The 18,535-nt window shown below is 73.8% G+C and carries 19 protein-coding genes; 9 read left to right on the forward strand and 10 right to left on the reverse strand.

Features of this window, described 5'->3' with window-relative positions:
• Position 1 precedes the first annotated feature (1 nt).
• Both B5D80_RS22930 and B5D80_RS33455 read right to left on the reverse strand, forming a co-directional pair.
• Positions 2-2,212, reverse strand: coding sequence for a bifunctional polysaccharide deacetylase/glycosyltransferase family 2 protein (locus B5D80_RS22930; RefSeq protein ID WP_088646021.1), 2,211 nt, complete (start codon positions 2,210-2,212; stop codon positions 2-4).
• Positions 2,205-2,801 (reverse strand): hypothetical protein, encoded by a 597-nt coding sequence (locus tag B5D80_RS33455; RefSeq protein WP_158224229.1) that lies wholly within the window; start codon positions 2,799-2,801, stop codon positions 2,205-2,207. Before B5D80_RS33455 ends, B5D80_RS22930 begins: the two co-directional genes overlap by 8 nt.
• Before the next feature lie 255 nt (positions 2,802-3,056).
• On the opposite strand from B5D80_RS33455, the gene pta reads away from it, so the two are divergent.
• The 4 genes from pta (at position 3,057) to B5D80_RS22955 (ending at position 8,257) form a co-directional block, all read left to right on the forward strand.
• Positions 3,057-5,132 (forward strand): phosphate acetyltransferase, encoded by a 2,076-nt coding sequence (pta, locus tag B5D80_RS22940; protein ID WP_088645994.1) that lies wholly within the window; start codon positions 3,057-3,059, stop codon positions 5,130-5,132.
• The gene (locus tag B5D80_RS22945) at positions 5,129-6,250 is read left to right on the forward strand and encodes an acetate/propionate family kinase (RefSeq protein WP_088645995.1); all 1,122 of its coding nucleotides are present in this window, start codon (positions 5,129-5,131) and stop codon (positions 6,248-6,250) included. Before pta ends, B5D80_RS22945 begins: the two co-directional genes overlap by 4 nt.
• Before the next feature lie 87 nt (positions 6,251-6,337).
• Positions 6,338-7,240, forward strand: a complete 903-nt coding sequence (locus tag B5D80_RS22950; RefSeq protein ID WP_088645996.1) for an alpha/beta hydrolase family protein — start codon at positions 6,338-6,340, stop codon at positions 7,238-7,240.
• A 39-nt stretch (positions 7,241-7,279) separates the two neighbouring features.
• Complete coding sequence (locus B5D80_RS22955; protein ID WP_088645997.1) at positions 7,280-8,257, forward strand: alpha/beta hydrolase family protein; 978 nt, start codon at positions 7,280-7,282, stop codon at positions 8,255-8,257.
• Between the two features lie 12 nt (positions 8,258-8,269).
• On the opposite strand, the gene B5D80_RS22960 is transcribed toward B5D80_RS22955, so the two are convergent.
• The 3 genes from B5D80_RS22960 to B5D80_RS22970 form a co-directional block, all read right to left on the reverse strand.
• A complete protein-coding gene (locus B5D80_RS22960; RefSeq protein WP_169733094.1) occupies positions 8,270-9,232 on the reverse strand; it encodes a zinc-binding dehydrogenase in 963 nt (320 codons plus the stop codon).
• Positions 9,233-9,342: 110 nt separating this feature from the next.
• Positions 9,343-10,521 carry an NAD(P)-dependent malic enzyme gene (locus B5D80_RS22965; RefSeq protein WP_088645998.1) on the reverse strand — a complete coding sequence of 393 codons (1,179 nt, stop codon included), beginning with the start codon at positions 10,519-10,521 and terminating at the stop codon, positions 9,343-9,345.
• Between the two features lie 147 nt (positions 10,522-10,668).
• Positions 10,669-11,019: a S24/S26 family peptidase gene (locus tag B5D80_RS22970; RefSeq protein WP_281253492.1), complete on the reverse strand. Its 351-nt coding sequence runs from the start codon at positions 11,017-11,019 to the stop codon at positions 10,669-10,671.
• A gap of 84 nt (positions 11,020-11,103) precedes the next feature.
• On the opposite strand from B5D80_RS22970, the gene sodN reads away from it, so the two are divergent.
• The 3 genes from sodN to B5D80_RS22985 are packed head-to-tail and all read left to right on the forward strand — an operon-like array spanning position 11,104 to position 12,469.
• Positions 11,104-11,508, forward strand: a complete 405-nt coding sequence (gene sodN / locus B5D80_RS22975; RefSeq protein WP_088645999.1) for a superoxide dismutase, Ni — start codon at positions 11,104-11,106, stop codon at positions 11,506-11,508.
• Positions 11,505-12,065 (forward strand): GNAT family N-acetyltransferase, encoded by a 561-nt coding sequence (locus B5D80_RS22980; protein ID WP_245854898.1) that lies wholly within the window; start codon positions 11,505-11,507, stop codon positions 12,063-12,065. The genes sodN and B5D80_RS22980 overlap by 4 nt, the downstream gene beginning before the upstream one ends.
• Positions 12,062-12,469, forward strand: a complete 408-nt coding sequence (locus tag B5D80_RS22985) for an ATP-binding protein (protein WP_088646000.1) — start codon at positions 12,062-12,064, stop codon at positions 12,467-12,469. The genes B5D80_RS22980 and B5D80_RS22985 overlap by 4 nt, the downstream gene beginning before the upstream one ends.
• Before the next feature lie 45 nt (positions 12,470-12,514).
• Here B5D80_RS22985 and B5D80_RS22990 read toward each other — a convergent pair whose 3' ends face one another.
• Positions 12,515-12,904: a hypothetical protein gene (locus B5D80_RS22990; RefSeq protein ID WP_088646001.1), complete on the reverse strand. Its 390-nt coding sequence runs from the start codon at positions 12,902-12,904 to the stop codon at positions 12,515-12,517.
• A gap of 42 nt (positions 12,905-12,946) precedes the next feature.
• Here B5D80_RS22990 and B5D80_RS22995 point away from each other — a divergent pair, with 42 nt between their 5' ends.
• Entirely contained in the window at positions 12,947-13,897 is a 951-nt protein-coding gene (locus B5D80_RS22995) for a diacylglycerol/lipid kinase family protein (protein ID WP_088646002.1), read from the forward strand.
• A 443-nt stretch (positions 13,898-14,340) separates the two neighbouring features.
• Positions 14,341-14,598 carry a WhiB family transcriptional regulator gene (locus B5D80_RS23000; protein WP_067311984.1) on the forward strand — a complete coding sequence of 86 codons (258 nt, stop codon included), beginning with the start codon at positions 14,341-14,343 and terminating at the stop codon, positions 14,596-14,598.
• Between the two features lie 108 nt (positions 14,599-14,706).
• On the opposite strand, the gene B5D80_RS23005 is transcribed toward B5D80_RS23000, so the two are convergent.
• Genes B5D80_RS23005 through B5D80_RS23015 form a run of 4 tightly spaced genes read right to left on the reverse strand, consistent with a single transcriptional unit; the run spans position 14,707 to position 18,150 of the window.
• Positions 14,707-15,531, reverse strand: a complete 825-nt coding sequence (locus tag B5D80_RS23005; RefSeq protein ID WP_425437238.1) for a sirohydrochlorin chelatase — start codon at positions 15,529-15,531, stop codon at positions 14,707-14,709.
• Positions 15,513-16,277 (reverse strand): phosphoadenylyl-sulfate reductase, encoded by a 765-nt coding sequence (locus B5D80_RS23010; protein WP_088646003.1) that lies wholly within the window; start codon positions 16,275-16,277, stop codon positions 15,513-15,515. Before B5D80_RS23010 ends, B5D80_RS23005 begins: the two co-directional genes overlap by 19 nt.
• A complete protein-coding gene (locus tag B5D80_RS33725) occupies positions 16,274-16,432 on the reverse strand; it encodes an IS1 family transposase (protein WP_141723017.1) in 159 nt (52 codons plus the stop codon). The genes B5D80_RS23010 and B5D80_RS33725 overlap by 4 nt, the downstream gene beginning before the upstream one ends.
• Entirely contained in the window at positions 16,429-18,150 is a 1,722-nt protein-coding gene (locus B5D80_RS23015) for a nitrite/sulfite reductase (protein ID WP_088646004.1), read from the reverse strand. The genes B5D80_RS33725 and B5D80_RS23015 overlap by 4 nt, the downstream gene beginning before the upstream one ends.
• Between the last annotated feature and the right edge of the window lie 385 nt (positions 18,151-18,535).

Consider the following 18,535-nt stretch of genomic DNA (forward strand, 5'->3'; position numbering starts at 1 on the left):
GTCAGCCGTTGCGCACCGCCGGTTCCAGGCCGGTACGCCGCAGCTTCTGCCAGCCCAGCCGCCCGCCGGTCAGCGCGGTGACCACCGCCTGCACCATCACCAGGTACATGAGCTGCCGGTAGACGAACTGTTGCAGGGGCAGCACCCACAGCACCCCGAGCTTCTCCCGGTCCAGCCGGAACGCCACCACGGCGGTGAGGGTCTGCACGCCGAGCATGACCAGCCAGGCCACCGCCGTGGCCCGACGGTCGAGGAAGAACAGGCCGTACAGGGCCAGCAGGTCGATCACCGGCGCGAGCAGCGGCAGCAGCACCCCGAAGAGGCTGAGGAAGAACAGGCAGCGTCGGGTGAACCGGCCCGACGCACCCCGGTCGAGCACCGAGCGCCGGTGCTTCCACATCGCCTGCATGGTGCCGTAGCTCCACCGGTAGCGCTGTTTCCAGAGCTGCCCCATGGTCGCCGGGGCCTCCGTCCAGGCGCGGGCGGTCTCCTCGTAGACCACCTTCCAGCCGGCCCGGCCCAGGGCGATGGTGATGTCGGTGTCCTCGGCGAGGGTGTCGTCGGTCATCCCCCCGGCGTAGCGCAGCGCCTCCCGCCGGAACCCGCCGATCGCCCCCGGCACCGTCGACATGCAGCGCAGCGTCTCGTAGAGCCGCCGGTCGAGGTTGAACCCGATGACGTACTCGATGTGCTGCCACTTGGCGATCAGGCTGCGCCGGTTGCCGACCTTGACGTTGCCGGCCACCGCGCCGACCTGCGGGTCGGCGAAGGGCTGGACCAGCCGGCGGACCGCGTCGGGCTCGAAGACGGTGTCCCCGTCGACCATCACGATCAGGTCGTGCCGGGCCAGCGCCAGGCCGGTGTTCAGGGCGCTGGGCTTGCCGCCGTTGGGCTTGCGGACCACCCGGACGTTGGGCAGGCCGAGCGCGTCGACGATGTCGGCGGTGCCGTCGGTGGAGCCGTCGTCGACGACGATCACCTCGATCCCGCCCGGATGGTCGCCGCCGGCCAGGGAGCGGACCGCCGCCGCGATCCCCTCCTTCTCGTTGTACGCCGGGACGATCACCGAGACCGGCGCGGTGACCGGCGGCCCCCAGCTCCAGTCCCTGGCCCGCCGCCGTCGGGCGTGCCGCCCGGCCAGCACGAACAGCACGAGGGTTCGGCCCACGGTGAGCACACCGACGACGACGAAGAGCACACCGAACACGGTCAGCATGCGGTCGGCGCCCTGCACCGCCCAGATCAGCGTCCGGCCGCGCCACCGTTCCCCGGTGCCGGCGGGGGTGGCGGCGTCCATCCGGTGGTCGACCCCGGCGGCGGCGAAGGCGAGGTTCAGTCCCTCGGTCGCGGTGACGAACCGGTACCCCCGTTCCTTCATCATCGGGATGAACCGGTCGAGGGCGGCGACGGTCTGCGACCGGTCGCCCCCGGCGTCGTGCCAGAGGGTGACCGCGCCAGCGTCACCGTCCGGGGCGGCGTTCGCCACGATCCGGTCCACCCCGGGCAGCGACCAGTCCTGGCTGTCGGTGTCGTTGAGGAGGGTCAGGTAGCCCAGGTCACCGGCGGCGGTGACCACGGGCCAGTCCCGGTTGTCGATCGCGCCCGGATGCGACGAGTACGGGAAGCGCACCAGCGAGGTCCGCGTCCCGGTGGCCCCGGCCACGGCGAGCTGGGTCTGGGCGTACTCCAGGCGTTGCCGCCACGCCGGCAGCTCGGCGAGGTCGGGGTGGGTGAAGGTGTGCACGCCGAGCTGGTGCCCGCCGTCGGTCAGCTCACGGGTCACTTCGGGGTGCCGGGCGACCTGCGAGCCCAGCACGAAGAACGTGCCCTTGACCTGGTGGGCGGCCAGGACCTTGAGCACCTCGCGGGTCCAGACCGGGTGCGGGCCGTCGTCGAAGGTCAACGCGATGGTGCGTGGCGGCAGCCGGTAGGAGCGGACCAGTTCGCTGCTGGCGCTGATGATCGGCCCACCGGTCACCACCGAGGTCGGCACCTCCCGCTGCCCGGCGACGTCGTTGCGGCGGTCCGGGGCGAAGGAGGCGTTGGCGTACGCGCCGACCAGCAGCACACCGGCCAGCAGCGCGAGCACCGTGCCCAGCAGGATTCCGCTCGGCGGCGGCACCGCCCGCCGCCGCCGGGCCGGCCCGGGTGTACGACGGCGGGTCGACCCGGGGAGGCGACGGCGGGTGGTCGGGCCGGCCGGCTCAACCATCGACGCGGACGCCGTCGGCACCGCCGGGCAGCGGGTCGGGCAGGGTGGGCGGCTCGTCGGTGGGCGTCGGCGGGTTCGGCGTCGTGGCCTGCGGCGTCGACCGGGTCGGCCGGGGCGACGCCGTGGAGGTGGCCGGGCTGCGGCTCGGCGACCGGCTGGCGCTCGGCGACGGCGAGGGGCTGGCGGTGCCGGGGGTGGCGGACGGGGCCGGGGCGACTGCCGGACCGCTCCCCCGGGACGTCCGGGGGGCGACGGTCGGTGCCCCGGCGCCGGTGGTCGTGGCGGGGGCGGCCGGGGTGGTGGTGGCCGTCCGGGCCGGCGGTGACGACCGCTCGGGCTGCGCGACCTCGTCGACGAAGGGGAGCACCGCGTGCGGGGCGATGCCTCCGGCGAAGCTGACCCCGACCAGCCCGGAGTAGGCCAGGACCAGCAGCCCCAGGGCGTACGCGAGCCAGCGCAGCCGGGAGTGGCGGCGGCCGCTGGGGTCGACGAAGACGGGGACCGGCGGGGGCACGGCGGCGATCAACGCGGTGGGGCCGTCGGTCGGGCCGGCGGTGCGGTCGAGCACCACGGTCGGCCCATCGACCACCGTCACATCATCGATACAATATGGATCGACAACCGACCGACCACCGAGCGCGCCCACGGTCTTCGATCCCTTGGGAGGCGCATTTCTCCTGCTCAGGCGGTCGCCAGTCATGGGATGCGAGTTTAGGCACGAGGATCACTCAGCTTCCAGCCCGTCCCACGAATGAGACTCGGGTCGCACCGGCGCACCCCTTGCGGCGACGGTTCAGGGCGAAGGTCCCGGGCGGGACCCGACGTGATCTCCTAGGGTGGTGCCGTGGCCCGCAGCGTCTACCTGACCAGCGTGGGGTCCGGCGGAGGTAAGTCGACCATCGCCCTCGGCCTCGCGGAACTCCTCTCCCGGCAGGTCGAACGGATCGGCGTGTTCCGGCCGCTGGTCTCCGACACCGGCGACGACCCGATCCTCGCCCTGCTGCACGACCGCTACCGGATCGACCTGCCCGCGGCCGACCTGACCGGCACCACCTACGCCGAGGCCGCGGCCCTGGTCGCCGACGGCCGGCGGGAGGAGCTGATCTCCCGGATCGTCGAGCGGTACCGGGCGGTGGAACGGCGCTGCCCGGCGGTGATCGTGGTGGGCAGCGACTTCACCGACGGCGGGGACACCGCCGGCCCCCGGGAACTGGCGTTCAACGCCCGGCTGGCCACCGAGTTCGGCAGCGTCGTCGTGCCCGTGGTCGACGGCTTCGGGCAGCAGCCGGAGGCGGTCACGGCGGCGGCGCGCGGGGCGTACCACGATCTGGCCGACCTGGGCGCGACCGTGCTGGCGGTGATCGCCAACCGGGTTACCGGGGCGCTGACCCTGCCGGAGCTGCCCGTCCCCGCGTACGCCATCCCGGAGGTGCCGAGCGTGTCCGCGCCGACGGTGGCCGAGGTGGCGGCGGCGCTCGACGCCACCCTGCTGGCCGGCGACGACGCCGCCCTCGGCCGGGACGTGCTCGACTACGTGGTCGGCGCGGCGCACGTGCCGACCCTGCTCGACCACCTCACCGAGGGGGCCCTGGTGATCACCCCGGGTGACCGGGCCGACCTGCTGGTCGCGGCGGCCACCGCGCACGTCGCCGGGCAGGTCTCGCTCGCCGGGGTGGTGCTCACCCTCGGCGAACAGCCCGACCCCCGGGCGATGCGCCTGGTCGAACGGCTCAACACCGGCTTCGCCGTGCTCTCGGTGACCAGCGACAGCTACGACACGGTCGAGGCGTCCAGCCACATCGAGGGCCGGCCCGGCCCGGCCAACCCGCGCAAGGTGGAGGCCGCGCTCGGCGCGTTCGAGGGCCACGTGGACACCGTCGACCTGGCCCGCCGGCTGCGGGTCAGCCGCTCCGAACGGGTCACCCCGCTGATGTTCGAGTACGACCTGCTCGACCGGGCCCGCGCCGACCGCCGCCGGCTGGTGCTGCCGGAGGGCACCGACGAGCGCATCCTGCGGGCCACCGAGATCCTGCTCCGCCGGGGGGTGGCCGACCTGATCCTGCTCGGCCGCCCCGACGAGGTGGCCCGCCGCACCCGCGAGCTGGGCATCGACCTGACCGGCGCGGAGGTGGTCGACCCGGCCGGCAGCGCCTGGCGGGACGACTTCGCCACCCGGTACGCGAAGCTGCGCGCCCACCGGGGCGTCACCGTCGAGCTGGCGCACGACATCGTGGCCCAACCCAACTACTTCGGCACGATGATGGTGGCCACCGGGCACGCCGACGGGATGGTCTCCGGGGCCACCCACACCACGGCCGCCACCATCCGCCCCGCGTTCGAGATCATCCGTACCGTGCCGGGCGTCTCGGTGGCGTCGAGCGTTTTCTTCATGCTGCTCGCCGACCGGGTCCTGGTCTACGGCGACTGCGCGGTCAACCCCGACCCGGACGCCGCCCAGCTCGCCGACATCGCCATCTCCTCGGCCGACACGGCGGCCCGGTTCGGCATCGAACCCCGGGTGGCGATGCTGTCGTACTCGACCGGGGACTCCGGCGCGGGAGCCGACGTGGAGAAGGTCGCCGCCGCCACCAGGCTGGTCCGCGAGCGCCGGCCCGACCTGCTGGTCGAGGGGCCCATCCAGTACGACGCGGCGATCGACCCGCAGGTCGCGGCGACGAAGCTGCCGAGCAGCACGGTCGCCGGCCGGGCCACCGTGTTCATCTTCCCGGACCTCAACACCGGCAACAACACGTACAAGGCGGTGCAGCGGTCGGCGGGGGCGGTGGCCGTCGGCCCGGTGATGCAGGGCCTGCGCCGGCCGGTCAACGACCTGTCCCGGGGCGCGAAGGTCGCCGACATCGTCAACACGGTGGCGATCACCGCCATCCAGGCGGCCGGATCGTCGGAGGAGGGGTCGTGACCGACCGGGTGCTGGTGCTCAACTGCGGGTCTTCGTCGGTGAAGTACCGGCTCTACGCCGGGGAGTCGAGCGTCGACTCCGGCACGGTGGAGCGGGTCGGCGAGCCGGGCGGCGGTCCGGCCGACCACGCCACCGCCGTCCGGGACATCCTCGGCCGGCTCGACCTGACCGGACTGACCGCGGTGGGGCACCGGGTGGTGCACGGCGGCCGGCTGTTCAGCGCGCCGGTGCGGATCGACGACGCGGTCTTCGCCGCGATCGGGGAGCTGGTGCCGCTGGCACCGCTGCACAACCCGGCCAACCTGGCCGGCATCGCGGTCACCCGGGAACTGCTGCCGGACGTCGCCCAGGTGGCGGTCTTCGACACCGCGTTCCACCACACCCTGCCCGAGTCCGCCGCCACGTACGCCATCGACCTGGACACCGCCCGCCGCCACGACATCCGCCGGTACGGCTTCCACGGCACCTCGCACGCGTACGTGTCGCGGCGCACCGCCGAGCTGCTCGACCGGCCGTACGACCGGCTGCGCACCATCAGCCTGCACCTGGGCAACGGGGCGAGCGCCTGCGCCGTGGACGGCGGACGCAGCGTCGCCACCTCGATGGGGATGTCCCCGTTGGAAGGGCTGGTGATGGGCACCCGCAGCGGCGACCTCGACCCGACGGTCATCTTCCACCTGCGCCGCGAGGGCGGGATGGGCGTCGACGAGATCGACGACCTGCTCAACCACCGCAGCGGGCTGCTCGGCCTCACCGGGGCCAACGACATGCGGGAGGTGCAGGCCCGGCGGGCCGCCGGAGACCCCGCCGCCGTCCTCGCCTTCGACGTCTACTGCCGGCGGATCACCGGCTACGTCGGCGCGTACCACGCGCTGCTGGGCGGGGCGGACGCGATCGTGTTCACCGCCGGGGTGGGCGAGCACTCCCCCGAGGTGCGGGCCGCCGCCCTGGCCGGGCTGGACCGGCTCGGGATCTCCGTCGACCCCGACCGCAACGCCGGCACCGGCGACCGGGTGATCTCCCCGGCCGGCGCGCCGGTCAGCGTCTGCGTGGTCGGCACCGACGAGGAACGGGAGATCGCCCGGCAGACCCGCGCGGTGCTGGCCGACGCCCCCTGAGCGGTGGAGCCGGACCGACCGGGCCGGTGACCACCATCGTCCGGACGGCCGGGCCGGACCGGGCCGCCGACCACCTACCGTGCAGGCATGGGGGAGAGGCGGCTGTGCGCCGTGGTGCTGGCCGCGCTGCTCGCCGGCTGCGGCCCGGCCACCGCCGCCACCGACGCCCCGGCACCGCCGCCGGCCCGGCACGCCCCGGACCACGCCCTGCCGGTCGCGGTACGCACCCTCACCGTCGACCCGTCCGGGTCGCGTCCGCTGCCGGTGACGCTCTGGTATCCGACCGTGGGTGGCCGGGTCGCCCCGGGCCGGTTCCCGGTGGTGCTGCACAGCCACGGCCTGCGCAGCCTGCCCGCGTTGCACGCCGCGCTGGCCGTCCGGTGGGCCGCCGCCGGTTTCGTGGTGGCCGCGCCGGCCTACCCGCACACCAACCGGCGGGCGGCCCGGTTCAGCCGCGCCGACGTCCGCAACCAACCCGCCGACGCCTGGCGGGTGATCCGGCACCTGGTCCGGTTGGACGCCCGTGCCGGTGACCCGCTCGCCGGGCACCTGGACGTGGGCCGGTTCGCGGCGACCGGGCACTCGGCGGGCGGCTTCACCACGGCCGGCATGTTCACCTCCGGCCACCCGGCCCGGCTGCGCTCCGGCGTGATCATCGCCGGGGGCGGGCTGGCCGGTGCCTTCGCCGGGCCGGGCGCCCCGCTGCTGTTCGTGCACGGCACCGCCGACCCGGTGGTGCCGCTGGCCGTCGGCCGGGCCGGTTACCAGCGGGCGAGCGGCCCGAAGGCGTTCCTCAGCGTGCTCGGGCAGGGGCACGGCGAATACCTCACCCCGGGCCGACCCGGCTTCGAGCAGGTACTCGCCACCGTCACCGATTTCCTGCGCTGGACCCTCTACGACGACCGGGACGCCGACCGGCGGCTGCGCTCCGACGCCACCCGCCCCGGCGTGACCACCCTCGACGACCGGTTGGCCGACGCCGGGCCGTAGCCCGCCGGGCCGCCGCGACGGGCGGGCACAATCGTTCTCATGTTCCGTCGCCGTACCCCGGTCCTGCTGACCGCCGCGCTGCTCGCCGCCGGTCTCGTCGGCTGCTCGACGTCTCCGTCCGCGCCCACCGCCGCCCCGTCGCCGACGCCGGAGGCGAGCGCGCCGCAGGCCGCCCCGCAGGCGTCGCGCGTCCCCGCCGGGACCGCGCCGACGCGGGCGTTCGCGGTGGGCGTACGGCAGCTCACCCTGAACCGGGGCGGCGACCGCCCGCTGCCGGTGACCCTCTGGTATCCGGCCCGGGGCACCGCCGGTGGGGCGGCGCAGCGCGACGCCCCGGTGGCGGCCGGACGGTTCCCGGTGGTGGCGTTCAGCCACGGCCTCGACGGGCGGCCGACCGACTACCGGGCGTTGACCACCCGCTGGACGGCGGCCGGTTTCGTGGTGGCCGCGCCGATGTTCCCGCACACCGGCAAGGGCACCGACGGCAGCGTCCTGGACGTGCTCAACCAGCCCGCCGACGTGTCGTACGTGCTGGACGAGGTGCTGGCGCTTGACGTGAAGGCCGGCGACCCGCTGCGCGGCCGGCTGGCCACCGACCGGGTGGCCGCGGCCGGGCACTCGGCCGGCGGGGTGACCACCATCGGCCTGTTCACCACCGGCCGGGACGAGCGGCTGCGCGCCGGGGTGGTCCTCGCCGGGACCGGGCTGGGCGTGGGCACCGCCTTCGCCGGGGCCGCCGCCCCGCAGCTCTTCGTGCACGGCCGGGCCGACGAGGTGGTCGACTACGCCGCCGGCAGGGCCGTCTACGACGCGGTGCCGTGGCCCAAGGCGATGCTCAGCCTGACCCGGGGCGACCACGGCCGGATCCTGCTCGGTGACGACACGGCCCTGCGGGTGGTCTCCGACACCACCATCGAGTTCCTCCGCTGGACGCTCTACGGCGACGCGGCGGCCCGGGACCGGCTGCCCGCCTCGGCCACCCGGGGCGACGTCGCCACCCTCGACGACCGCCTCTGAGTTGGCCGGAGGTCAGGCGGTGTGGTCGACCACGACCTTGCCGAAGACCTCACCGGAGTGCAGCCGGGCGAACGCGTCGGCCACCCGGCTGAACGGGACCACGCTGTCGACCACCGGGCTCACCTCGTGCTCGGCGCAGAAGGCGAGCAGTTCGGTCAGCTCGTCCGGGGTGCCCATCGAGGTGCCGAGGATCTCCAGCTGCATGGCGAAGACCCGGCGCAGGTTCACCGGCGGCAGGTGACCGGAGGTCGCACCGGAGACCACGATCCGGGCCATCGGGGCGGCCGACTTCAACGAGTGGTCGAAGGTGGCCGCGCCGACCGTCTCGATCACCACGTCGACCCGCTCCGGCAGCCGGGCGCCGGGTTCCAGCGCGGTCGCCCCCAGCGCGGCGACGCGCTCCCGCTTGGCGGCGTCGCGGCTGGTGGCGTACACCCGTTTGCCCAGTGCCAGGCCGAGCGCGACGGCCGCGGTGGCGACCCCGCCGCCGGCCCCCTGCACCAGCACCGCCTCGCCGTCGGCGATCCGGCCCCGGGTGGTGAGCATCCGCCAGGCGGTGAGCCAGGCGGTCGGCAGGCAGGCCGCGTCGGTCGCCGACAGGCCGGTCGGCAGCGGCAGCAGGTTCATCCGGGGTACGGCCACCCGCTCGGCCAGGGTGCCCTGGTAGTGCTCGGAGAGGATGGAGACGCCCCGCGGGTCGCCGGGGGTGGGCAGCACCGGGTAGATCACCACCTCGTTGCCGTCCGGGTCGGTGCCGACCGCGTCGCAGCCCAGGATCATCGGCAGTTGACCGTCGGCGAGCCCCACCCCGCGCAGCGACCACAGGTCGTGGTGGTTGAGCGAGCTGGCCCGCACCTGCACCGTCACCCAGTCGTCGTCGAGGTGGGCGGGCTCGGGACGGTCGCCGACGGTGAGCGCGGCGAGCGGGTTGTCGGCGTCGAACCGGGAGGCATAGGCGGCACGCATGATCCGCACCGTAACAGCGGAACGATCGTTCAAGAAGGGTCCGGGCCGGCCGGCCCGGACCCTTCGCACCCGGTGGGGGGCACGTCACGCGCCGGTCGGGCGGCACGCGACGTGGCGGCTCAGGCGCGGGCGACGCCGTCGTGGCGGGCCGCCCGGGCCACCGCCTCCGCCACCGCCGGGGCGACCCGGGGGTCGAGCGGGGACGGCACGATGGCGTCCGGGGTGAGCGCCCCGTCGACCACCCCGGCGATCGCGTCGGCGGCGGCCACCTTCATCCCGTCGGTGATCCGGGTGGCGCGGGCGTCCAGCGCGCCCCGGAACACCCCGGGGAAGGCGAGCACGTTGTTGATCTGGTTGGGGTAGTCGCTGCGCCCGGTGGCGACCACCGCCACGTGCCGGGCGGCGACCTCCGGGTCCACCTCGGGGGTGGGGTTGGCCAGCGCGAAGACGATGCCGCCCGGGGCCATCCCGGCGACCGCCACCTCGGGGATCCGCCCGCCGGAGACGCCGATCAGCACGTCCGCGCCGCGCAACGCCTCGGTGACGTCACCGCGCCGTCCCTGCGCGTTGGTGGTCGCGGCGAGGTGCGCCTTGGTCTCGGTCAGGTCGTCGCGGTGCCGGCCGATGACGCCCCTGGAGTCGCAGACCACCACCTGTTCGGGGTCCACTCCCCCGGCGACGAGCATGTGGGTGACCGCGACCCCGGCCGCGCCGGCCCCGCTCACCGTCACCCGCAGGTCGCCGAGCTTGCGGTTCAGCAGGCTGGCCGCGTTGCGCAGCGCGGCCAGCACCACGATCGCGGTGCCGTGCTGGTCGTCGTGGAAGACCGGGATGGGCAGCGCCTCGTCGAGCCGCCGCTCCACCTCGAAGCAGCGTGGGGCGCTGATGTCCTCCAGGTTGATCCCGCCGAACGAGGGGGCGAGGGCCCGGACCGTCGCCACGATCTCGTCGACGTCCTGGGTGTCCAGACAGACCGGCACCGCGTCGACGCCGGCGAACTGCTTGAACAGCACGGCCTTGCCCTCCATCACCGGCAGCGCCGCGCGCGGGCCGATGTTGCCGAGGCCGAGCACGGCGGAGCCGTCGGTGACGACGGCGACGGTGTGCGACACCCAGGTGTAGTCGTCGACCAGCGCGGGGTCGGCGGCGATCGCCTCGCACACCCGGGCCACCCCCGGGGTGTACGCGAGCGAGAGGTCCTCACGGCTGGTCAGCGGGACGGTCGAGGCGACGGCGAGCTTGCCGCCGAGGTGCAGTCGGAAGACGGGATCGGCGGGATCCACGGTGGACGCAGACATGGTGACTCCAGGATCTGTCGAGCAGACGGAGCGGCCGGCGCGAGGGCGCGAGGTGAGGCGGAGCGGCGACACGCGGTACGCGGTACGGGGGTCACCCGGGCACACCCCGAGCATAGTCAGCCCACCCGCACCGGGTTGTGAGGAGGGTCATATCGGTGCGGGGGCCGGCCGGCCGGGGCGGGGCCAGTAGCGGAACACCACCCGACCCAGCACGTCGGCCACCCCGTACGCCCGGGAGTCGTCGGTGACCAGCGCGTTGTCGCCGTGCAGCCACCACCCCCCGTCCTGCGGGCGTACGGCGCGCTTGACCACCAACAGGTCCGGGCGGCTGCGGAACACGGCCACCACCACGTCGCCGGGGCGGACGGGCCGGCCGCCCCGGCGGACCAGCAGGGCGTCGCCGTGGCGCAGGGTGGGCGACATGGACGGCCCGGTCACGCCGACGGCGGTGAGCGGGGCGCGCGACCGAAGGGTGGGACCGGAGCCGCCGACCGTCACGAGGTTTCCCCTCCGTCCCTGCCGGGGACGTCGTCAGGAGTAATGTCGGCTCGGATCATCGCAAACATCCCATGGAGGAGCCTGATGCGACTTCCCCGCATCCTTTCGCCCCGTGTGACCGCCAGCGCACACTGTGACCTGCCCTGCGGCGTGTACGACCCGGCACAGGCCCGGATCGAGGCCGAGTCGGTCAAAATGATCTGCGAGAAGTACCAGGCGAACACGGACCCGGAGTTCCGCACCCGGGCGATCCTGATCAAGGAGCAGCGCGCCGACCTGGTCAAGCACCACCTGTGGGTGCTCTGGACGGACTACTTCAAGCCGCCGCACTTCGAGAAGTACCCGCACCTGCACCAGCTGTTCAACGAGGCCACCAAGGCGGCCGGCGCGGCCGGCGCCAAGGGTGCGACCGACCCGGCCAAGGCCGACGAGCTGCTCCAGAAGATCGACGAGATCTCCAAGATCTTCTGGGAGACCAAGCAGGCGTGAGCCTGCCCGTCACGGCACCGACGATCCGGCCGGCGCGTCCTGGGGACGTGCCGGCCATCGTCGCGATGGTGCACGAGTTGGCCGACTACGAGAAGGCCGCCGACCGCTGCGGGCTGACCCCGGCACAGCTCGACACCGCCCTGTTCGGGCCGGCCCCGGCACTGTTCGGGCACGTCGCGGTGGACGACGCCGACCGGCCGGTCGGCTTCGCGCTGTGGTTCCTCAACTTCTCCACCTGGGCCGGCGTGCACGGCATCTACCTGGAGGACCTGTACGTCCGCCCGGCGTACCGGGGCACCGGCGCCGGCCGGGCGCTGCTCGCCACCCTCGCCGGGATCTGCGTGGAGCGCGGCTACCGGCGGCTGGAGTGGTGGATGCTCGACTGGAACCCGGCGGCCCGGTTCTACGCCTCGATCGGGGCCGAGCCGATGACCGAGTGGGTGCCCTACCGGCTCGACGGGGCGGCCCTGCACGACCTCGCCGCCGAAGGGGTGACGTCGGCCACGCGTCCGTCCGCCCGGCCGGGTAGAGTCCCGGACCGGGGGGATGAGGCGTGACTCAACTGACCGGCCAGCCAGCGACCGACGACGACGTCGTGCACCTCACCGTGCCCGCCGACGGCGGCTACCTGGGCGTGCTGCGCACCGCCACGGCGGGGCTCGCGGCCCGCCTCCAGTTCGCGCTCGACGAGATCGAGGACCTGCGCATCGCGGTCGACGAGGCGTGCGCGATGCTGCTCGCCATCGCCACCCGCGACGCCGAGTTGGAGTGCCGGTTCTCGGTCACCGAGGACGCGCTGACCGTCGAGGTGACGGTGCCGACCGTGCGGGGCGCGGCCCTGCCCGGGGAGTCCTCGTTCGCCTGGAAGGTGCTCACCGCGCTGACCACGGCGGCGGCGGCCGAGTCCGCCCAGGGCCGGGCCACCATCTCGCTGCTGACCCGCCGCTCCGCCGGCTACTGACCGGGCCTGCCGGCGTCACCGCGCCCCGCCCCCGGGCGGCGTGGGTCAGCCGAAGCCCAGGGCCCGGGTGGTCGGCGGGCTGACCAGCAGCGCGCAGACGCCCACCCCGAGCGCCATCAGCGGTACGCCGAGCCAGCCCAGCCCGCCGGAGATCATGAACCAGCCGACCGGCAGCAGCATCAGCTCCAGCACCATCGCCGGGGCGCGGGCACCGGCCCGACGGCGGCCCAGCGCCCCGCCCAACGCCCAGAGCGCGACCGCACCGGCGATGGCGAACCCGGTCACGAAGAGTGCCGAGACCAGGTCGGTCTTGGTGGCGGTGAGGTCGGCCCAGACCAGCCAACCGGCGAGCAGCGCGAGGGCGACGGCCTCGGCCCGCAGCAGGCGTACCGCCCAGCGCAGGGTGTCGGGAACCGGCGCGGAGTCGATCGTCACGCGGGCCACGATACCCCCGTCCCATCACGTAAAGTGCCGGCCATGCGGGCCGTCCTGGTGGTCAATCCGAAGGCCACCACCACCAGCGAACGCAGCCGGGACGTGCTGGTCCGGGCGCTGCGCAGCCAAGTAGACCTGTCGGTGCGGTACACCCGACGCCGGGGCCACGCCACCGACCTGGCCCGGGAGGCCGCCCAGGAGGGCGTCGACCTGGTGGTCACCCTGGGTGGTGACGGCACGGTCAACGAGGTGGTCAACGGCCTGATGACGGCCGATCCCCCGACGATCCGCACCGGTGGCTCCCCGGCGGAGCGGCTGCCGGCGCTGGCCACCGTGCCGGGCGGCTCGACGAACGTCTTCGCCCGCGCCCTCGGGCTGCCCCGGGAGTGGGCGGACGGCACCAGCATGATCCTGGAGGGGCTGCGGCTGGGCCGGTCCCGCACGATCGGGCTGGGCCGGGCCGACGACCGCTACTTCACCTTCTGCGCCGGCTTCGGGTTGGACGCGGCGGTGATCCACCGGGTGGAGCAGGCCCGGCGGCGGGGGCGGGTCTCCTCACCCTCGCTCTACTTCCGTTCCACCCTGAGTCACTACTTCCTCGGCTCCCACCGGCGGCATCCGACGATCAGCCTGGAGCGGCCGGGCGAGCCGGCCGAGGGCGAGCTGGCGACCGTGATCATCCAGAACACCGCGCCGTGGACGTACCTGGGCGACCGGGAGGTCAACCCGAACCCGGAGGCGTCGTTCGATCTCGGGCTGGACGTGATGGCGCTCCGTCAGCTCCGCGTCGCCAGCACGACACGGACGGTGACGCAGTTCCTCTCCCGACACCCCGATCCGCGGGGCAAGCAGGTGCTCCGGTTGCACGATCTGGAGGAGTTCACGCTGGTCTCGGCCCGCCCGCAGGCCTTCCAGCTGGACGGGGACTACCTCGGCGAGCGACACAAAGTCAGATTCACCTCCGTTTCCGGCGCACTGAGAGTAATCTGCTAGGTCTCGGGTAACGCCCTAGGTCGAGCGGTCGGGACACCGCGCGGCGCGGTGGCCGCCACACCGAGGAGGAGTGCCGGAAATGTCAGCAATGTCACGCGGACTGTACTATATTGATCCTCGACTGTGGTACGCCGGGTAACAGGGAAGCCTGGAAACCGGACAAAAGGGTCGTGAGCTTGCTCACCGAGCGGAGTTTTTCCGAGCGTCACCCCTTGACATCGCGTTCGTTCGTGAAAGTATTCACAAGCGAACTTGAGTTACCGGGACATTGCCTGGATATGCTCGGCCGGTTGAGCAGTTCCAGCAGGCCCAGGCGCTGAAACGAGTCTGCTCACGCATTGCCGAATAGTCGTACGCGAACCGTGACGACCGGCACTGCGGACGGATATAAGAAAAGCACCAGCGTTAACTGCCATCCATCCAGAATGAGGAGTGTTGCCGCCATGGACTGGCGTCACAATGCCGTCTGCCGCGACGAGGACCCGGAGCTGTTCTTCCCGATCGGGACGTCCGGCCCTGCTGTCCTGCAGGTCGAGCAGGCCAAGGCCGTCTGCCGGCGCTGCTCCGTGACCGACCAGTGCCTCCAGTGGGCACTGGAGTCCGGTCAGGACGCCGGCGTCTGGGGCGGGATGAGCGAAGAGGAGCGCCGCGCGGTCAAGCGCCGTGGCGGTCTCCGGGTGCTGCGCGCTCACTCCGCCTGAAAAAACCGATCACACACGCTGTCCGCCCCGGCCGGGTCCGCCCGCCGGGGCGTTCTGCTGCCCGCACTCCCCGTGATCAGAATTCGTCAATGTATTGTCGCGAGACAATTACCGACGGTAATGAACATGTGAGTGACTCCCGTCACCCGACGTGTCGACCCGGCGCAGCACCAGATCCACCAGATCCGGCGAGTCGTTCAGCGGGGCGCTGACGGCCACCGCGCCGGCCCGCTCCGCCGCCGCCACCACCGCGTCGTGGAACAGCCCCGGCGCGAGGAAGTACGCCACCACCGCCACCTGTCGCGCCCCGGCCGCCCGCAGCCGGGTCACCGCCACGCCGGCCGTCGGCGGGGCCGCCGAGGCGTACGCCACCGTGCAGGGCACCCCGTACCCGGCGGCGAGGGCGGCGGCGACCCGCCCCACCGAACCCCGGGCCCGCGCGTCCCGGGTGCCCGCCGCCGCCAGCACCAACGCGTCCACCGGCCCCGGCCGCGCCTGCGCCAGCCGGTGGCCAAGCCCCGCCAGCAACCCCGCGTCCACCGTCCCGTCGGCCGGCCCGAGCACGTCGGTGACCCGTACCGTCAGCCCGGGAGCGGCCTGCCGGGCCGCCGCCACCGCCGCCGGGACGTCCACCCGCCTGTGGTACGCGGCGGTCAGCAGCAGGGGCACCACGACCGCCGTACGGTGACCGTCGGCCGCCAACCCCCGCAGCACCTCCGTCGGCCCCGGCTCGGTGTGGTCGAGCCAACTGGGCAGCACCGGCGTACCGGGACGGGCGGCACCGACGGCACGGGCCAGCGCCCGGGTCGCCGCCGCAGCCCGGGGGTCCCGGCTGCCGTGCGCCACCAGCACCACCGGCACACCCGCGCCGGCCCGCGCCGAAGCGCCGGGCGTCGGGGCGTGCTCCGGCCCGGTCAGACGTGCAGGCCGCACTCGGTCTTCTCGAACATGGCCCAGCGGCCGGCCCGGGGGTCCTCCCCCGCCCTGGTCCGGCGGGTGCACGGCCAGCAGCCGACCGAGCCGTAGCCCCGGCTGAGCAGCTCGTTGACCGGGATGTCGTAGCGGGAGATGTAGGAGTCCACGTCGGCCTGGGACCAGGCGGCGATCGGGTTCACCTTCACCTTGCCGCGTCGGGGGTCGAACGTCACCACAGGCGTGTTCGCCCGGGTCGGCGACTCGTCCCGGCGCAGCCCGGCGGCCCAGGCGTCGTACCCGGACAGGGCCCGTTCCAACGGCTCGACCTTGCGCAGCTGGCAGCAGTCGTCCGGGGAGCGGTTGAACAACCGGGGGCCGTACTCGCCGTCCTGCTGGCCGACGGTCTGCCGGGGCCGGATCGAGCGCACGTTCACCGGCAACCGGCGGGCCACCTCGTCGCGGACCCGCAGCGTCTCCGGGAAGTGCAGCCCGGTGTCCAGGAAGATCACGTCCACCCCGGGGGCGACCCGGGACACCAGGTGGGCCAGCACGGCGTCGGCCATCGAGCTGGTCACGCAGAACCGGTCGCCGAAGGTGTCGGCCGCCCACCTGGCGATCTCCAGCGCCGGGGCGCCCTCCAGCTCGCGGCCGGCCCGCTCGGCCAGCGCCCGCAGCTCCGCCGGGTCACGACGGGCCGGGTCGGCCGTCCTCGGGCCACCGGGGCCGACCAGGCCCAGACCGGTGGCGGAGAGCAGCCCGGTCACCGGGTCACCGCCCGACTCAGCAGGCCGTTGAACTTGACGGTGAAGACCCGGGCGCAGGCGTGGCACTCCCAGGCGCCGTGTCCGGCCTCGTTCGGCCGCAGGTCCTCTTCGCCGCAGTACGGGCAGTGCAGCGGCGCGGATCGGGTTTCGCTCATCGGAGTTCCTCCTCGTCGACCCTGATCACCCAGTTGGCGAACGTCTCGCCCTCGGTCCGGCCGGCCAGGTAGCGGCGGGCCAGTCGTTCCACGTACTCCGGAAGCTCGTCGGCGGTGGTCTTCAGGCCGCGCAGCTTGCGGCCGAACCCGGCGGTCTGCCCCTGGGCCATGCCCAGCCCGCCGCCGAGGTGCACCTGGAAGCCCTCCACCTGCCGGCCGTCGGGGCCGACCACCAGCTGACCCTTGAGGCCGATGTCGGCGACCTGGGTGCGGGCACAGGCGTTCGGGCAGCCGTTGATGTGGATGGAGATGTCCGCGTCGAAGTCACGCAGCCGCTCCTCCAGCCGGGCCACCAGCTCCTCGCCGCGCGCCTTGGTCTCGACGATGGCCAGCTTGCAGAACTCGATGCCGGTGCAGGCCATGGTGCCGCGCCGCCAGGCCGACGGCCGGGCCTCCAGGCCGATCCCGCGCAGCTCGTCGACCAGGGACTCGGTCCGCGCCGGCGGCACGTCCAGCACCAGCAGCTTCTGGTACGGCGTGAGCCGGACCCGGTCGCTGCCGTGCGCCTCGACCACGTCGGCGAGCTTGGCCAACTGCCCGCCGGAGACCCGCCCGACCACCGGGGCGGCCCCGATGTAGTTGCGCCCGTCGCGCTGCCGGTGCACGCCGATGTGGTCGACCGGCTTGTCGGGCAGCTGGGGGGCCGGACCGTCGAGCAGGGTGCGCCCCAGGTACTCCTTCTCCAGCACCTCGCGGAACTTCTCCACGCCCCAGTCGGCGACCAGGAACTTCAACCGGGCGCGGTTGCGCAGCCGGCGGTAGCCGTAGTCGCGGAAGATGCCGACCACGCCCGCCCAGACGTCCGGCACCTCGGCCAGCGGCACCCAGACGCCGAGCCGCTTGGCCAGCATCGGGTTGGTGGACAGGCCGCCGCCGACCCAGACGTCGAAGCCGGGGCCGTGCTCCGGGTGCTCGACCCCGAGGAAGGCGATGTCATTGGCCTCGTACGGCGTGTCGACCAGCCAGGAGATGGTGGTCTTGAACTTGCGGGGCAGGTTCGAGTACGCCTTGTCGCCGACGTACCGGCGGACGATCTCGTCGAGCGCGGGGGTCGGGTCGAGCACCTCGTCCTCGGCCACCCCGGCGACCGGGCTGCCCAGCACGATCCGGGGGCAGTCGCCGCACGCCTCGGTGGTCTGCAGGCCGACCGACTCCAGCCGACGCCAGATCTCCGGCATGTCCTCGACCCGGATCCAGTGGTACTGGATGTTCTGCCGGTCGGTGATGTCGGCGGTGTCCCGGGCGAACTCCCGGGAGATGTCGGCGATCACCCGGAGCTGGGCCAGGGAGAGCTGGCCGCCGTCGACCCGGACCCGGAGCATGAAGAACTCGTCCTCCAGCTCGTGCGGCTCCAGCACGGCGGTGCGCCCGCCGTCGATGCCGGCCTTACGCTGGGTGTAGAGGCCCCACCAGCGGAACCGGCCGCGCAGGTCCTGCGGGTCGATCGAGGCGAACCCGCCGTGGGCGTAGATGTTCTCGATCCGGGCCCGGACGTTCAGCGGGTCGTCGTCCTTCTTGATCCGCTCGTTGGGGTTGAGCGGCTCGCGGTGGCCGAGGGCCCACTGTCCCTCGCCACGGGGACGGCGGGGGGCACGGGTGGCGGGGACGGTGGTGGCCGTCGGGTTCCCGGGACGGGCCGGGGTGCTGCTGACCGCCATCGCGGCGTCCTCCGTTGTCTCTGCGGTGCCTCGGGGGGAGCGCGGACGCGGCGGCGGCCGGCCCGGTAAGGGCCGAGGACAACGGTGTCGGAACGGCCGGCGCAGAATACGCGCCCGAGACGGATGGGTCGGGCGTCGTCAGTGGGCCGGACAGATCGCGCTGCGCACGCGGCCGTAGTCGACGTGGCGACGTGCCACGAAGCGGCGGACGACAGCGGCGGTCATACAGCCATGTTCCCACACCCTGCGGAAACCGGCCAATGACCGCGTGCGGCATCCCACATCACGGGCCGCATCCCCACCGTCACCGCCCCCGGCGGGCGGGGCGGCCCGACGGCCGGCCGGACGGTCAACGGGGCGGCCGGGGGCGGGGGCGACCGGGGCG

Origin of the sequence: Micromonospora wenchangensis (assembly GCF_002210435.1) — a bacterium.
Taxonomy (GTDB): domain Bacteria; phylum Actinomycetota; class Actinomycetes; order Mycobacteriales; family Micromonosporaceae; genus Micromonospora; species Micromonospora wenchangensis.

Bases quoted from the DNA above. Each gene is read 5' to 3' on its own strand.
- B5D80_RS22965 (WP_088645998.1), bottom strand. From the start codon at position 10,521: ATGTCTGCGTCCACCGTGGATCCCGCCGATCCCGTCTTCCGACTGCAC.
- B5D80_RS33725 (WP_141723017.1), bottom strand. From the start codon at position 16,432: ATGAGCGAAACCCGATCCGCGCCGCTGCACTGCCCGTACTGCGGCGAA.
- B5D80_RS22930 (WP_088646021.1), bottom strand. From the start codon at position 2,212: ATGGTTGAGCCGGCCGGCCCGACCACCCGCCGTCGCCTCCCCGGGTCG.
- B5D80_RS22950 (WP_088645996.1), top strand. From the start codon at position 6,338: ATGGGGGAGAGGCGGCTGTGCGCCGTGGTGCTGGCCGCGCTGCTCGCC.
- B5D80_RS22995 (WP_088646002.1), top strand. From the start codon at position 12,947: ATGCGGGCCGTCCTGGTGGTCAATCCGAAGGCCACCACCACCAGCGAA.
- B5D80_RS22955 (WP_088645997.1), top strand. From the start codon at position 7,280: ATGTTCCGTCGCCGTACCCCGGTCCTGCTGACCGCCGCGCTGCTCGCC.
- B5D80_RS23015 (WP_088646004.1), bottom strand. From the start codon at position 18,150: ATGGCGGTCAGCAGCACCCCGGCCCGTCCCGGGAACCCGACGGCCACC.
- sodN (WP_088645999.1), top strand. From the start codon at position 11,104: ATGCGACTTCCCCGCATCCTTTCGCCCCGTGTGACCGCCAGCGCACAC.
- B5D80_RS23000 (WP_067311984.1), top strand. From the start codon at position 14,341: ATGGACTGGCGTCACAATGCCGTCTGCCGCGACGAGGACCCGGAGCTG.